Genomic DNA, 14,380 nt, shown 5'->3' with positions numbered 1-14,380 from the left:
GGACGGGTGCCGTCGAGATCGTGTCGTCTGTAGCGATCCTTCGCGCCCCCCTCTGTCCTGCCGGACATCTCCCCCACGAGGGGGGAGATCGGCCGTCACGCATCAGCGTTGCAGAAGTGAGCAGAGCGCTGAAGCTGTCAATCTCCCCGCAAGTGGGGGAGATGTCCGGCAGGACAGAGGGGGGCGCTGTCCCGCCAGCTTCAAAAGGATAGCCGATCTATGACTGACTCTGACTTTCCCATCCTTTCTCCCGTCGAAGCGCGCGTGCTCGGTTGTCTGATCGAAAAGAAGGAGCTGACACCTGATATCTACCCGCTGACGCTCAATGCAGCACTTGCCGCTGCCAACCAGAAGACGGCGCGCGAGCCGGTGATGTCGGTCGAGCTGGTCGAGGTCAGGCGGGCGCTGAGCCAGCTTGAGCAGAAGGGTCTGGTCAGGCAGGTCTTCGCCTCGCGCGTCGAGCGCTACGAACATATCGTCGCGCAGCGCTTTTCGCTGACCTCGGCGCAGATCGCGCTGCTTGGCCTGCTGTTGCTGCGCGGTCCGCAGACCGCTCATGAATTGCTGGCGCGAGCTGAGCGCATGGTGCGGTTACCCTCCATCGACGAGCTTCGCAGCAATCTCGACCTGTTGATCGGCCGCAAGCCGCCGCTCGTTCAGCAGATCGATCGTGGACCCGGCCAGCGTGAGGACCGCTATGTGCATCTCTTGAGCGGAGTGCCGCAGATTGCAGCCGTCGCCTCACGTCCGGCGCAATCAGCCACCTCATCAGCCTCCGATCTCGAGGCGCGAGTGCAAGCTCTCGAGGAGGAGGTCGCGACGCTGCGCGCACGCATCGACGCGCTGACTGGCGAAGGACAGTAGCGCAGTAGGCTCAATTGTGTTTCCAGATTGAATTTGCCCTCACGCTTACCTTCGAGGCGTTGGCGCTGCCCCTCACCCGCCTGCCGGCGACCTCTCCTCGTATAGTGACGGGGAGAGGGACGCTCTGATCGACGGTTTCGCCACATAGTCAGCGTTGCAAGAAGGGCGCCGCGGCTGCGGCCCGCCTCTTTCTCCCCGTCACTAAACGGGAGGAATGCCCGGTAGGACAATGAGGGGCGGAGCCGACGTCAACAATTGATGGTCTCCAACCCAAGCTGGAGGAGACGGTCACATGTGGGAAGCGGCCGCTCAGCCGAGCTTGGCGTCGAGCGACACGTTTATGGCGCCGAGCGCCTTCGAAACCGGACACCCGGCCTTGGCCTGTTCGGCCAGCTCTTGGAATTTCGCCGCATCGATGCCCGGCACCTTGCCGACCACCGTGAGAGCGCTGCCTGTGATCCCCGTGCCAGGAATCAGCGTCACCACTGCCTTGGCGTCGAGTTCGTCGGCGGGGGTGCCGTTCTCGGCCAGGAAGTGAGAGAACTGCATGGCGAAGCAGCCGGCATGCGCCGCCGCGATCAGCTCCTCCGGATTGGTGCCGGACTTGCCGCTCTCGTCCTCGAAGCGTGCCTTGAACGAATAGGGCGTGCCCTTCAGGGTCCCGCTCTGGGTGTCGAGCGTGCCCTTGCCCTCCTTCAGATTGCCTTTCCAGACGGCGTTTGCGGTGCGGTCCATGAAATTCTCCTTGATTGTCCGGATTGCGCCGGCCCGGCGCCAGCGTTCTTCAAGACTATAGCGCGGGCGCGGGCGAAGACCACCGCGCTCTTTGCGCAGTCGCGCAAAATTGGCGGCGGCGGCTGAATTTTTCTTGAAAAAAAACACGTGCAAGAATGTCGACTTCCATCGGCCTCGACCGTCCTGCGGGCGGTCACGGATTTCGCGGCCGGATGGAGGTTCACATGGATGGCTTGTTTTTTGCACTGTGGAAGGGCTCGGGCCGCAAGCCCAAACGACGGGAAGATTACGGGCTACATCCGCCGCCTTCCGGTTTCGGCCGGCTTCTGGCGGCGGTTGCCATCATCGGGGTCGCGGCAAGCGTTCTCGATCACATGGCGGCACGCAAAGGCGCCGCTGACGCCGTGGCCGCATCCTATGGTTCGTCACCACAAGGGAGCTGGAAATGAAATATGTCCTGCTGGTCTACGGTGAGGAAAAAGACCTCTACGCGCTCACTCCGGAGGGATCGGCAAAGCTCGACGCCGATTCGCTGGCCTATGACAGGTCATTGGATCAGCAAGGCAAGCTGATCATCGCGCAGGCGCTGCAATCGGTGAAGACCTCAAAGACCGTGCGCCGGCGCAAGGGCAAGCGGCTGATCACCGATGGCCCTTTCGCCGAGACCAAGGAGCAATTGCTCGGCTTCGTCATGATCGAGGCCGGGGACATCGACGAGGCGCTGGAGATTGCCGGCGGCATTCCGCTGGCGGAAATCGGCACGATCGAGGTCAGGGCGATCTACGAGGTGCCGGGGTCCTAGACAACCATCTGCTCCCGGCGGTGCCGCCCTGACCCGGATTCTTCTGCGGGCGCAACTTTTGCGTGTTGAAGCGGGACGGCACTTCTCCTATCGTCGCTGCGGTTGGGGGATTTCTGCATGCCGTTCTTGATTGCTATCCTTGGCGTGTTGGGCGCGGCAGCATTCTGGTGGTACCGGATGAAGGCTATGAACGATGCGGCGCGCGAGGTCGCGGACGTCGTCGGGCGTGTGCAAGGGAACATTCGGCGCAAGAGACTGCGTAACCAGGCGGCGCTCTCGCCGCTGACGGCGATCGACGATCCGGTCGTGGCCGCCGCGACGCTGATCACTGCCATCGTCTCCGAGAACGGCCCTGTCCTGCCGCAGCGCGAAGCTGCCATTCGATCGGTGATTTCGGAGATTGCGGACGAGAAGAAGACCGATGAGGCTGTGGTCTATGCCAAATGGGCGGCGTCACAGATCGACGATGCCACGATCGTCATCGACAAGCTGGCGCCATTTCTGCGCGAGCGCCTGGATGTGACTGAGCGAAACGATTTGCTGCAGATGATGAACCGCGCAGCGCAGGCTGGTGAGCAGCCCCTGCAGATATCCGATCAGCGGATGCTGCGGCTGCGCCAGAAGCTGGGCTTCGAAGTCAACTGAACGAAATTGCCTGATGCTCAATATGGTTTGCCGCCCCTTCCGGGCGCTAGATCGCCTCGCCCTTGAGCAGTTTCGGTGTGTCGCCGGACAGTCCGGACGCCTGGCGAATAAAGAAATCCTTCAGCCGCGGCATGCGTTCGACGAGGCCGAGGCCGACGTCGCGGACGGCGCGCAGCGGGCCGATGTCATTGGAAAACAGCCGGTTCAGGACATCGGTGGTGATGCCCATTTGCAGCGTGTCGAAGCGCCGCCACTGCTGGTAGCGTTCGAGAACGTCGAGCGCGCCAATATCCTGGCCGAGCCGGTCGGCCTCGACCACCACTTCAGCCAGTGCCGCCACGTCCTTGAAGCCGAGATTGAGGCCCTGGCCGGCGATTGGATGGATGCCATGGGCGGCGTCGCCGGCGAGCGCGATACGCGGCGCGACGAAGGCGCGGGCAAGCGTCAGGCCGAGCGGCCAAGCGCGTGGCTTGTCGGCGACATGGATTTCGCCGAGCTTCAGGCCAAAGCGCTGTTCCAGCTCATGCTCGAAGACGAGGTCGTCGCCGGCGACCAGTTTTTCGGCATCTTCCGAGCACTCGACCCAGACGATCGACGAGCGGTTGGTCCCGTCCTTGTCCGGCTTGAGCGGCAGCGTGGCGAAGGGGCCGGCCGGCAAGAAGTGCTCCTCGGCGCGGCCATTGTGGGGCCGTTCATGCGCGACGGTGCAGACGATGCCGGACTGGCCATACTCCCATTTCACCGTCTTGATGCCGGCCATGTCGCGCAGCTTCGAGTTGACGCCGTCGGCAGCGATCAGCAGCCGCGCCTTCAGCGTCGCACCGTCGGCAAGATGCACGGTGATGCCGGCGCCGTTGACGTCGAAGGCACTGACTGCGACGCCTTCGATGATGTCGATGCCGAGTTTTTCAGCGCGCCGGCGCAAGGCGCCGTTCAAATCCCTATTGGCGACCATATGTGCAAAGGCTTCGCCGGGTGCGACTTCGCCATCGAAGGTGAGAAACACCGGGCGCACCGGATCGGAAGTGCGCGAATCGGTGACGATCATTTCGGTGATCGCCTGCGCCTCCGGCGCGATTTCGGCCCAGACGCCGAGCTGGTCGAGCATGCGGCAAGCGGCAGCGGCGATGGCCGAGGCGCGGCCGTCCTTTTGCCAGACGCCGGCGGGCGCGGCGTCGACGACAGCGACGGCGAGGCTCGGCCGCGCCTGTTTCAACGACACGGCGGCGGCAAGGCCGACGTAGCCGGCGCCGGCGACCAGAATGTCGAGCGAAGTTCGGTTTTTTGCATCCGCCTTGCGGTCCACCATGGCAAATTCCTTTCCGGCCAAATTTCTTTTCCGGCCTTGACTGCCCGTCATTCCTGTCGGAAACCGCAATACCACTTCTGCGGTGAGGCGAAGTTCGAAAATCAAAACGACAGGGCGCGAAACATGACGGCGGCCATGGACGAGCTTCTCAGCATTCTCGACCTCGAGCAGCTGGAACACAACCTGTACCGTGGTCGCAGCCCCAAGCTCGACTGGCAGCGTATCTTCGGCGGCCAGACCATCGCCCAGGCGCTGGTCGCCGCCCAGCGAACGGTGGAGCCCGAACGCCACGTGCATTCGCTGCATGGCTATTTCATGCGGCCCGGCGACACCAAGGTGCCGATCATCTACCAGGTCGACCGCATCCGCGATGGCGGCTCTTTCACCACGCGGCGTGTTGTGGCGGTCCAGCACGGCCAGGCGATCTTTTCGCTGGAAGCCTCGTTCCAGCAGGACGAAGTCGGGCTCGAGCATCAGGTGCCGATGCCGCAGGACGTGCCGGCGCCCGACACATTGCTGTCGCAGCGCGAATTGATCGGCAAGTTCGGCGAGGCCGTGCCAGACGGTATCAGGCGCTACTGGGAGCGTGACCGGCCGATCGAGATGAAACCGGTGATGCTGGAGCATTACACCAGCCGGGAAAAGCTGGAGCCGAAGCAGAACATCTGGATCCGCACGACCGGTCCGGTTCCGGCCGATCGCGCCACGCAGGCGGCCGTGCTTGCCTATCTTTCCGATATGACGCTGCTCGACACCTCGACCTTTGCGCATGGCCGCGCCATTTTCGACAGCGACATCCAGGCGGCGAGCCTCGATCACGCCATGTGGTTCCACCGCAGCCATCCGCTCGACGACTGGATGCTCTACACGCAGGACAGCCCGTCGACGCAAGGGTCGCGGGGATTCACCCGCGGGTCGCTGTTTGCCCGCGACGGCACGTTGATCGCCTCGGTTGCGCAGGAAGGCCTCATCAGGCTGAAGCGGCCGCCTGCCGAATAGGCAAATTTCCAAAATTGCCTACTTTTTAATCAGCTGCGCTGCCGCGACTATGAACAGTCAGCCGACAAACCTTCCTCAATTCCTTATTTAACAACAGGTTAACACCCTGCTTCGGCAATTGGCACGGAGCTTGAATCCTAGCGGGCACTCTCCGGCTCTCATGGGGATCGGCGAAGTCGTATAAACGCGGGGGACCCGCAACAGCAAAGGGTGAAACCTTATGAAAATCGTGATGGCAATCATCAAGCCGTTCAAGCTCGACGAGGTGCGCGAAGCGCTCACCGCAGTCGGCATCCAGGGCCTGACCGTCACCGAAGTCAAAGGCTACGGGCGTCAGAAGGGACATACGGAAATCTATCGCGGGGCGGAATACGCGGTCAGCTTCCTGCCGAAGATCAAGATCGAAGTCGCGGTCGGCGTGGACATGGTCGACAAGGCCGTCGAAGCCATCACAGCGGCGGCCAAGACCGGACAGATCGGCGACGGCAAGATCTTCGTTTTCGGCATCGACCAGGCGGTGCGCATTCGCACCGGCGAAACAGACACCGACGCGCTTTGAGCTGCGGACACGTATTCCAATGGAGAGTTCAATGAATATTCCTTCTACTTTGAAGTCCGCGGCGCGCACCGCGCTGCTGGGCGCGTTCACACTTGGAGCCTTAGGCACGATTGCCGCATTTGCGCAGGAAGCAGCTCCGGCCGCACCGGCAGCGCCAGCGGTGCCGGCCTTTACCGTCGACAAGGGCGACACGACTTGGATGATGATTTCCACCATTCTGGTGCTGTTGATGACCATTCCCGGCCTTGCCCTTTTCTACGGCGGCCTGGTTCGCGCCAAGAATATGCTGTCGGTGCTGATGCAGGTTTTCACCATCACCAGCGTGGTCATGATCGTCTGGGTTTTCTACGGCTACAGCCTTGCCTTCACCCCCGGCAATGCCTTCATCGGCGGCCTTTCCAAGATGTTTCTCGCCGGCGTCGACGTGACGACGCTGTCGGAAACCTTCACCAAGGGCGTCGCCATTCCTGAGCTGGTGTTCGTCATCTTCCAGATGAGCTTCGCCTGCATCACCCCCGCCCTGATCGTCGGCGCCTTCGCCGAACGCATCAAGTTCTCCGCCGTGATCCTTTTCACCATCCTCTGGGTCACGTTCGTCTACTTCCCGATCGCGCATATGGTCTGGTTCTGGGGTGGCCCGAGCGCGTATAGCGACCCGTCAGGGCTCATCTTCAGCTTCGGCGCCATCGACTTCGCCGGCGGCACCGTCGTTCACATCAATGCGGGCATCGCCGGCCTTGTCGGCGCGCTGATGGTCGGCAAGCGCATCGGCTACAACAAGGACGTCATGGCGCCGCACTCGATGACGTTGACCATGGTCGGCGCTTCGCTGCTGTGGGTCGGCTGGTTCGGTTTCAACGCCGGTTCGAACCTCGAAGCCAACGCCTACGCGGTGCTGGCGATGGTCAACACCTTCGTCGCCACAGCGGCGGCGGCAGTGACCTGGATCGTGCTTGAAACGCTGCTCCGCGGCAAAGCGTCCATGCTCGGCGCGGTTTCTGGCGCTGTTACCGGCCTTGTCGCCGTCACGCCCGCTGCCGGCTTTGCCGGACCTATGGGCGTCATCGTGCTCGGCATCGTCGCCACCTGCGTCTGCTACTTCTTCGTCTCGGTGGTGAAGAACAAGTTCGGCTACGACGATAGCCTTGATGTCTTCGGCATCCACTGCATCGGCGGCATCATCGGCGCGCTCGGCACCGGCATCCTGGTCAATCCCGCCCTTGGCGGCGCCGGCGTCGTCGATTATTCGACAGCCGACTTCGCCGCCGGCTATGCCGGCACGGCCACCCAGCTGTGGTCGCAGTTCAAGGGTGTCCTGGTAACCGTCCTGTGGTCGGGCATCGGCAGCGCGATCCTCTACAAGATCGTCGATATGATCGTGGGCCTGCGTCCGACAGCCGATGCAGAACGTGAAGGGCTCGACCTCACCTCGCACGGCGAAGCGGCCTATCACCCGTAAGCCTTGTCTAGGGCGGCCTTGGCCGCCCCGCATCCTCCCATCCCGTCGTGACGCTCCAGAAGGGCTCACGCATTGAGGCCCGGAACGTTTCCGGGCCTCTTTTTTGCGCGCAGATGCCGTGCCAGATACCCGCCGCAAGATACTTCCCCCAATCCCTTATAGTTAATGCTGCCTTAACCTTCCCGCCGATAGTCTGGTGCCCGAATCTGCCGAGCTGCGCGCACGCGTCCGGCCGGGCAATTACAGACGGGGAAGAGCATGCGTTCAGGGGCTTCAGCACCGCTCGCGCTGGCCGACACGGGGCACGGCATCGGGGCATTCGCACGGCGTCAGGTCGGCCGGCTGGTCGGCGCCGGCCTGTTTGCGCTGGTCGCCTTCGGTATCGCCAGCCTCGCCACCTGGAACGTCGCCGACCCAAGCTTCTCCCACGCCACCGATAACATCGTCACCAACGCCATGGGCTATGTGGGCGCTGTCTTCTCCGACCTCGCCATGCAGTTCTTTGGCCTCGCCGCCGTCGCGGCGCTGGTGCCGGCGGTGGTCTGGGGATTTCTGCTGTTTTCGGCGCGCGGCGTCGACAGGCTGCCGAAGCGCGGGCTCGCCTGGTTCGGCTACGCGGTGCTTGCCGCGGCCATGGCCGGCTGCGTGGTGCCGCCCAAGACCTGGCCGCTGCCGACCGGTCTCGGCGGCGTGTTCGGCGACATGGTGCTCAACATTCCCGGTTTCTTCGTCGGCGGCTACCCGACCGGTCTCATCGCCAGCGTGCTCGCGGTGCTTCTGGCGGCGCCGGCACTGTGGCTGTTTGCCTATGGCTCGGCGCTGATTGCACGCAAGAACGGTTTCGCCGTCCTCGAGCAACAGGCCGCACCTGATTCCCGGGATCAGGACGACCTGCTTTTCGACAATGACGAGGATGAAGGCGACGAGGGCATTCTGGCGCTTGGCGCGATCACCCATTGGTGGCTGTCGTTGCGCGCCTATCTCCGCCGCCGCGCCGCTCGCCGCCGGGAACGCGACGATTTCGAACCGGAGATGGAACCGCGTGCAAGCGCCTGGCGCCGCGCTGCCGAGAGGGTCGAATCGGCCGAGTTCGCCGAAGCGCGGATGAGCCCGGATGGCCGCGCCCGCGTCGAGCCGGAATTCTTCGCCGCCCTGGTCAACGACCGCAGTGCCTCGCTCGATCCCGACGACGCCGATGTCTTCGATGAGGACGACGACATGGATTTTGCGCCGGAGCCCGCGGGCCAGCGCCGCGCCGCGCCCAATGTGAAGGTGCAGCCGTTCCGCTCCGATGCGGCCACACGGGTCGAGGCGCCGGCGCCCCGGCCCGTTCCGGGCGCTCGTGTCCAGCGCGAAGCGCAGACGTCGCTGATCGGCTCCGAAACATTCGAAATGCCGTCGCTGCATTTCCTGTCCGAGCCGAAGAACGTCGTGCGCGACGCCAGCCTGTCCAAGGACGCGCTGGAGCAGAATGCCCGCCTGCTCGAGGGCGTGCTGGAGGATTTCGGCGTCAAGGGCGAGATCATCCATGTCCGTCCCGGCCCGGTCGTCACGCTTTATGAGCTGGAGCCGGCGCCCGGCATCAAATCGTCGCGGGTCATCGGCCTGTCCGACGATATCGCCCGCTCGATGAGCGCGATCGCCTGCCGCGTCGCCGTGGTGCCCGGCCGCAACGCCATCGGCATCGAGTTGCCGAACGCCAAGCGCGAGACCGTCTATCTCAGGGAGATCATGGCCAGCCGCGATTTCGAGACCACCAAAGCCAAGCTGGCACTGGCGCTCGGCAAGACCATCAATGGCGAAGCGGTCATCGTCGACATCGCCAAGATGCCGCACGTGCTGGTCGCCGGCACCACCGGTTCGGGCAAGTCGGTCGCCATCAACACCATGATCCTGTCGCTGCTCTACCGGCTGACGCCTCAGGACTGCCGACTGATCATGATCGATCCGAAAATGCTGGAGCTCTCGGTCTATGACGGCATCCCGCATCTTTTGACGCCTGTCGTCACCGACCCGAAGAAGGCGGTGGTGGCGCTGAAATGGACCGTGCGCGAGATGGAGGACCGCTACCGCAAGATGTCGAAGGTCGGCGTCCGCAACATCGACGGTTTCAATGCGCGGGTGCAGCAGGCGGAGAAGAAAGGCGAGAAGATCTCGCGCACCGTGCAGACCGGTTTCGACCGGCAGACCGGCGAAGCCATTTATGAGACGGAAAACCTCGATCTCGAGCCGATGCCCTACATCGTCGTCATCATCGATGAGATGGCCGACCTGATGATGGTCGCCGGCAAGGACATCGAAGGCGCAGTGCAGCGCCTGGCGCAGATGGCGCGTGCCGCCGGCATCCACGTCATCATGGCGACACAGCGGCCGTCGGTCGACGTCATCACCGGCACGATCAAAGCCAACTTCCCGACCCGCATTTCCTTCCAGGTGACGTCGAAGATCGACAGCCGCACCATCCTGGGCGAGCAAGGCGCCGAACAGCTGCTTGGCATGGGCGACATGCTTTACATGGCCGGCGGCGGCCGCATCCAGCGCGTCCACGGTCCCTTCGTTTCCGATGACGAGGTCGAGAAGATCGTCGCGCATCTGAAGCTGCAGGGCGTGCCGGAATATCTCGACGCCATCACCGAGGATGACGACGAGGAAGACGAGCCGTCGGGCAAAGGTAGCTCCGGCGGCGGTGGCAGCGGCAATTTCGAGGATTCCGACGATCCCTACGATCAGGCGGTTTCGGTGGTGCTGCGCGACGGCAAGGCCTCGACCAGCTACATCCAGCGCAGGCTCGGCATCGGCTACAACCGCGCCGCCTCGATCATCGAGAAGATGGAGAAGGAAGGCATTGTCGGCCCGGCCAACCATGCCGGAAAACGCGAGATTCTGGTGCCGACGGAGGACGACAAGTTCTGATCAGGCCGGCGACAACCGGCAGACCTGCCCGCCACAACCTTGACGGGCAGCAACCTTGAACCTTTTGGCGCGTTGCAACGACCAAGCGCTGTTCGCCCGCCAAACTTAAGCCCAACTGGGGGGCCAAACACTGCGACAACAGATAAACCAGACGAGAGTGACCGGCATGAAAAACTCTTCTTTCGCCACGATCAGCGATTTTGCCCCGACCCGCCGCCAGTTGCTTGGCCTCGGCCTGGTCCTGGCAGGTGCTGCGGCCATCAATGTCGTGCCCGGGGTCCAGTTGCTGGCGTCGGCGCAAGCGGCGGTGCCACCCACCGCGCAGAAGATCGCCGACCATTTTTCCTCGGTCAAATCGATGGCCGGCGAGTTCGTGCAGTTCGGACCCAAGGGCGAGCAGACCGGCGGCAAGTTCTTTCTGGAACGGCCGGGCAAGATCCGCTTCAACTATGACGGGACGTCGAATTTCAGGGTGATTTCCGACGGCAGGTCGGTGGTCATCCTCAACAAGCGGCTGAAAACGTCCGATCTCTACCCGTTGTCGAAGACGCCGCTCAAGCTGCTCCTCGACACCAAGATCGACCTCTCCGGCGGCCGCGTCAAAAGCGTCAAGGAAGAGAACGACGTCACCACCATCCAGCTTGCCGACAAATCCGTGTTCGGCAGCTCGAAGATCACCATGATGTTCGATCCGAAATCCTACGAATTGCGCCAGTGGACGATCACCGACGCGCAAGGCAAGGACACGACGGTGATGATCTTCAACGTCAGGGAAGGCGTAAGTTTTGCCCCCGACACTTTTGCCATCGACTATACGGCTAACCGGGAACTGAACACCAAGTCGCGGTAGGGTCCGCTTTTATTCAGGTGAGGCCGGCCTGCGAACGGCGGTTTCCTGCGCTTCCGGTGCTCACGTACTTTAAGTACGCTCCGCTCCGGTTCTCGGAATCCGCCATTCTCGACTCGGCCTGACCTGAATCTCAGCAAACCCTGGTGCCAGCCCGGGCAGCGCTTCGAGCGCGGCCCGGCTTGTTTTTGAGGCTCGCGGCTGGCAGGTTCTGGCCCGACTCTCTCATGGGCGCATGACTCGCCAAAGGCGTTTGCCTCTGGCGGCCATGCGCTGTCCCCGGATCCTGTGCATGTCCTTTTCCATCGCCACCTGGAACATCAATTCCGTCCGCCTGCGCATGCCGATCGTCGAACGCCTGCTTAGGGAACAGGCGCCGGATGTGCTCTGCCTGCAGGAAACCAAAGTTCCGGACGAGCTGTTTCCCGAGAAGGCGTTCCGCAAGCTCGGCTACGAGCATATCGCCTTCCACGGCCAGAAGGGCTATCACGGCGTGGCGACGGTGGCCCGGCGGCCGATCGAGATCGTCGAAAAGCGTCGGTTCTGCGAGATCGAGGATTGCCGGCATCTGTCGGTCACCGTGCGGGCCGGCGGCAAGGCGATCCTGCTGCACAATTTCTACGTTCCGGCAGGCGGCGACGAGCCCGACCCGGAGATCAACCGCAAATTCAGGCACAAGCTGGATTTCGTCGCCGAAATGAACGCTATCCGCGCTGAGCATGACGAGGTCTCCGGCTCGATCCTGGTCGGCGACCTCAACATCGCGCCGCTTGAGCACGATGTCTGGTCGCACAAGCAGCTCTTGAAAGTGGTCAGCCATACGCCGGTCGAGACGGAAAATTTCGAGGCAATGCGGCTCGCCGGCGACTGGGTCGACCTGATGCGGCTCAACGTGCCTTATGAGCAGAAGCTCTACACCTGGTGGAGCTATCGCGCACAGGACTGGGAAGCGTCGAATCGCGGCCGGCGGCTCGACCATATCTGGTCGTCGCCTAATCTGGTGCCGAGCTTTGCCGGCTATGAGATCCTGCGGCTGGCGCGCGGCTGGGAACGGCCGTCGGACCATGTGCCGGTGATCGCCCGGTTCGATTTAGAGTAGTGCGGACTGCCGCCTGTAGCGCGTCCCCTTCTGTCCCGCCGGCGTTTCAGAAGTTCCGCACTACCGTTGCCCGCTCAACTGTCGAAGCGCGACGCCAGCTCTTCGATGCGGCGGATCATTGCCTGAAAATCCTCGGAAATGCGCTGGTGCAGATGGACCGCGATATCGGGATATTCCTCCAGGATGCGGCGGAACATCTTGCGGCTGAGCCGCAGCACTTCCGAATCGATCTCGGCGGATGCGCTGGTCAGCCGGTTGGTGTCGGCGATCAGCGCCAGTTCGCTGAGCGTCGTGCCGGGGCCGGCCGTGCCTATCGGGACGCGGTCGCCATTCTGCTCGCGATACAGCACGATGCGCCCGCTGACCACGATATACGCGCAATCGGCCTCGTCGTCCTCGCGGTAAAGCTTGTGGTCGGCCTGCAGCCTTGTGGTTTCCGCGCCAAAGGCGAGCAGACGCAACTGTTCGTCCGTGAAGCCCTCGAAGAGCCTCACGGTGGACAGGATGCGGATGTCGTCATCCAACGCCATCTAGCTATGTCCCCGAACGGTCAGTCCAATCCCTCCCTTAGAGCGCCGAGCGTCCCTTTGGATGCGCAAAGGACGCTCTAAACGCTTGAAATCGACGCACCGTGCTTTCCAAAAAATCGATTCCGATTTTTGGGCCGATGCATCAGCGAGTCCGATCCAGAACCACCTCCAGTCTCAGGATCGTGCCCGAAAGCGGCCCCGCCCCGACCGCTCATTGGATAATTAAATGTTTAAGGAACCAGCTTGTAGCCGCCGCTTTCTGTCACAAGAATTTCCGCATTGGAAGGATCGCGCTCGATCTTCTGGCGCAGCCGATAGACATGGGTTTCCAGCGTGTGCGTGGTGACGCCGGAATTGTAGCCCCACACTTCCTCGAGCAGCACGTCGCGCGTCACCACCTTCTGGTCGGCGCGGTAGAGATACTTGATGATCGAGGCCTCCTTTTCGGTCAGCCGCACCTTGGCGCCGCGCTGGTCGATCAAAAGCTTCTGGCTGGGCTTGAACGTGTACGGGCCGACCGAAAAGGTGGCGTCTTCGCTCTGCTCATGCTGGCGAAGTTGCGCACGGATGCGGGCTAAGAGAACCGCGAAGCGGAACGGCTTGGTCACATAGTCGTTGGCGCCGGCTTCGAGGCCGAGAATCGTGTCGGAATCGGTGTCGTGTCCAGTCAGCATGATGATGGGCGACTTGTAGCCGCCCTTGCGCAGTATCTTCACCGCCTCCCGGCCATCCATGTCGGGCAGGCCGACATCCATGATGAGCAGATCGATGAGGCCGCCGCGGGCCGTGGCGACGCCTTTGGCGGCGGTTGATTCCTGCAGGACGTCGAATTCCTCATAGAGAGACAATTGCTCGACGAGCGTGCCGCGCAGGTCGTCATCGTCATCGACGATCAGAATGGTGCGTGAAGTCATGGATCAATCCGTTGTTTTGAAAAGAAAATTCAGTTGACCGCTGCCTGTTTATGCGGAAGCTGACCGGCACAACAGCCGATCACAGTGATTTGTTCCGTGGCACGATCATACAAGAAAAAACGCGCGTGCAATGAGGCGAGCGCATTTTTGCGAAAAGGGCTCCGTGTTCTCACGGTGCGCGCCAGGCCCGGCCACGCCAGCCAGGGGTTCCTGCAGGCTGGCAAACTGGTGTTTTTATGTGCGCTGGGACGCGGCGGCATATCGGCCGGCAAGCGCGAAGGCGACGGCGCCACGCCACTTGGCTCGATGCGGATCCTGTCGGGATATTTCCGTAACGATCATTTTTCCGAGGGCCGCAAAACCCGGCTGGCGATGGCGCCGATCGGCCCAGATCTCGGCTGGTGCGAGGTGCCTGAGGACCGCAACTATAACCGCCCGGTCAGGATTCCCTATGGCGCCAGCCACGAGCGGATGCTGCGCGCCGACCGGCTTTATGACGCCTGCCTGGTGCTGGACTGGAACATTGCGCCGCGCCGCCGCGGGCGCGGCAGCGCGATCTTCTTCCACCTGGCGCGCCCCGGCTTCACGCCGACGCAAGGCTGCGTCGCGGTGACAGCACGCACGATGGCCCGGCTGTTGCCGCTGCTGTCGGACCGGACGGTGATGAGGGTGGTACGATAGGGGAATAGGGGAGTAGGGGAGTAG

The 14,380-nt window shown here is 62.7% G+C and carries 15 protein-coding genes; 11 read left to right on the top strand and 4 right to left on the bottom strand.

Going from position 1 to position 14,380, the window contains the following annotated elements:
- Positions 1-219: 219 nt before the first annotated feature.
- Complete coding sequence (locus EOC94_RS29575) at positions 220-864, top strand: DUF480 domain-containing protein (protein WP_127295026.1); 645 nt, start codon at positions 220-222, stop codon at positions 862-864.
- A 309-nt stretch (positions 865-1,173) separates the two neighbouring features.
- On the opposite strand, the gene EOC94_RS29570 is transcribed toward EOC94_RS29575, so the two are convergent.
- A complete protein-coding gene (locus EOC94_RS29570; RefSeq protein ID WP_126104357.1) occupies positions 1,174-1,599 on the bottom strand; it encodes an OsmC family protein in 426 nt (141 codons plus the stop codon).
- Positions 1,600-1,823: 224 nt separating this feature from the next.
- Between EOC94_RS29570 and EOC94_RS29565 the strand changes: the two genes are divergently transcribed.
- From EOC94_RS29565 to EOC94_RS29555, 3 genes are all read left to right on the top strand, one after another.
- The gene (locus EOC94_RS29565) at positions 1,824-2,048 is read left to right on the top strand and encodes a hypothetical protein (protein ID WP_095485119.1); all 225 of its coding nucleotides are present in this window, start codon (positions 1,824-1,826) and stop codon (positions 2,046-2,048) included.
- Entirely contained in the window at positions 2,045-2,401 is a 357-nt protein-coding gene (locus EOC94_RS29560; protein ID WP_095484918.1) for a YciI family protein, read from the top strand. Before EOC94_RS29565 ends, EOC94_RS29560 begins: the two co-directional genes overlap by 4 nt.
- Positions 2,402-2,518: 117 nt before the next feature.
- Entirely contained in the window at positions 2,519-3,046 is a 528-nt protein-coding gene (locus EOC94_RS29555; RefSeq protein WP_095484919.1) for a hypothetical protein, read from the top strand.
- Positions 3,047-3,092: 46 nt separating this feature from the next.
- Here the strand turns inward: EOC94_RS29555 and EOC94_RS29550 are convergent, their stop codons facing one another.
- The gene (locus EOC94_RS29550; RefSeq protein WP_127295024.1) at positions 3,093-4,355 is read right to left on the bottom strand and encodes a ubiquinone biosynthesis hydroxylase; all 1,263 of its coding nucleotides are present in this window, start codon (positions 4,353-4,355) and stop codon (positions 3,093-3,095) included.
- Positions 4,356-4,478: 123 nt separating this feature from the next.
- Here EOC94_RS29550 and tesB point away from each other — a divergent pair, with 123 nt between their 5' ends.
- The 6 genes from tesB (at position 4,479) to EOC94_RS29520 (ending at position 12,231) form a co-directional block, all read left to right on the top strand.
- The gene (gene tesB / locus EOC94_RS29545) at positions 4,479-5,354 is read left to right on the top strand and encodes an acyl-CoA thioesterase II (RefSeq protein WP_127295022.1); all 876 of its coding nucleotides are present in this window, start codon (positions 4,479-4,481) and stop codon (positions 5,352-5,354) included.
- 220 nt (positions 5,355-5,574) lie between these two features.
- Complete coding sequence (locus EOC94_RS29540; protein WP_073985197.1) at positions 5,575-5,913, top strand: P-II family nitrogen regulator; 339 nt, start codon at positions 5,575-5,577, stop codon at positions 5,911-5,913.
- A gap of 31 nt (positions 5,914-5,944) precedes the next feature.
- A complete protein-coding gene (locus EOC94_RS29535; protein WP_095484921.1) occupies positions 5,945-7,372 on the top strand; it encodes an ammonium transporter in 1,428 nt (475 codons plus the stop codon).
- Positions 7,373-7,630: 258 nt separating this feature from the next.
- Positions 7,631-10,285: a DNA translocase FtsK gene (locus EOC94_RS29530; RefSeq protein ID WP_127295020.1), complete on the top strand. Its 2,655-nt coding sequence runs from the start codon at positions 7,631-7,633 to the stop codon at positions 10,283-10,285.
- A gap of 166 nt (positions 10,286-10,451) precedes the next feature.
- Positions 10,452-11,135: an outer membrane lipoprotein carrier protein LolA gene (locus tag EOC94_RS29525; protein ID WP_095484923.1), complete on the top strand. Its 684-nt coding sequence runs from the start codon at positions 10,452-10,454 to the stop codon at positions 11,133-11,135.
- Positions 11,136-11,424: 289 nt separating this feature from the next.
- Complete coding sequence (locus tag EOC94_RS29520) at positions 11,425-12,231, top strand: exodeoxyribonuclease III (RefSeq protein WP_127295018.1); 807 nt, start codon at positions 11,425-11,427, stop codon at positions 12,229-12,231.
- A gap of 74 nt (positions 12,232-12,305) precedes the next feature.
- Here the strand turns inward: EOC94_RS29520 and EOC94_RS29515 are convergent, their stop codons facing one another.
- Positions 12,306-12,761: a cyclic nucleotide-binding domain-containing protein gene (locus EOC94_RS29515; RefSeq protein ID WP_127295016.1), complete on the bottom strand. Its 456-nt coding sequence runs from the start codon at positions 12,759-12,761 to the stop codon at positions 12,306-12,308.
- A gap of 230 nt (positions 12,762-12,991) precedes the next feature.
- Positions 12,992-13,675, bottom strand: a complete 684-nt coding sequence (locus EOC94_RS29510; RefSeq protein ID WP_029349304.1) for a response regulator transcription factor — start codon at positions 13,673-13,675, stop codon at positions 12,992-12,994.
- Positions 13,676-13,822: 147 nt separating this feature from the next.
- Between EOC94_RS29510 and EOC94_RS29505 the strand changes: the two genes are divergently transcribed.
- On the top strand, positions 13,823-14,356 hold the full coding sequence (locus EOC94_RS29505; protein ID WP_245465682.1) for a L,D-transpeptidase: 534 nt from the start codon (positions 13,823-13,825) through the stop codon (positions 14,354-14,356).
- Positions 14,357-14,380 lie beyond the last annotated feature (24 nt).

Source organism: Mesorhizobium sp. M6A.T.Ce.TU.016.01.1.1 (assembly GCF_003997065.1).
In the GTDB taxonomy this organism is placed as follows: Bacteria; Pseudomonadota; Alphaproteobacteria; order Rhizobiales; family Rhizobiaceae; genus Mesorhizobium; species Mesorhizobium mediterraneum.
Note: the sequence above shows the minus strand (reverse complement) of the source record. Positions and strands in the feature narration are given on the sequence as shown.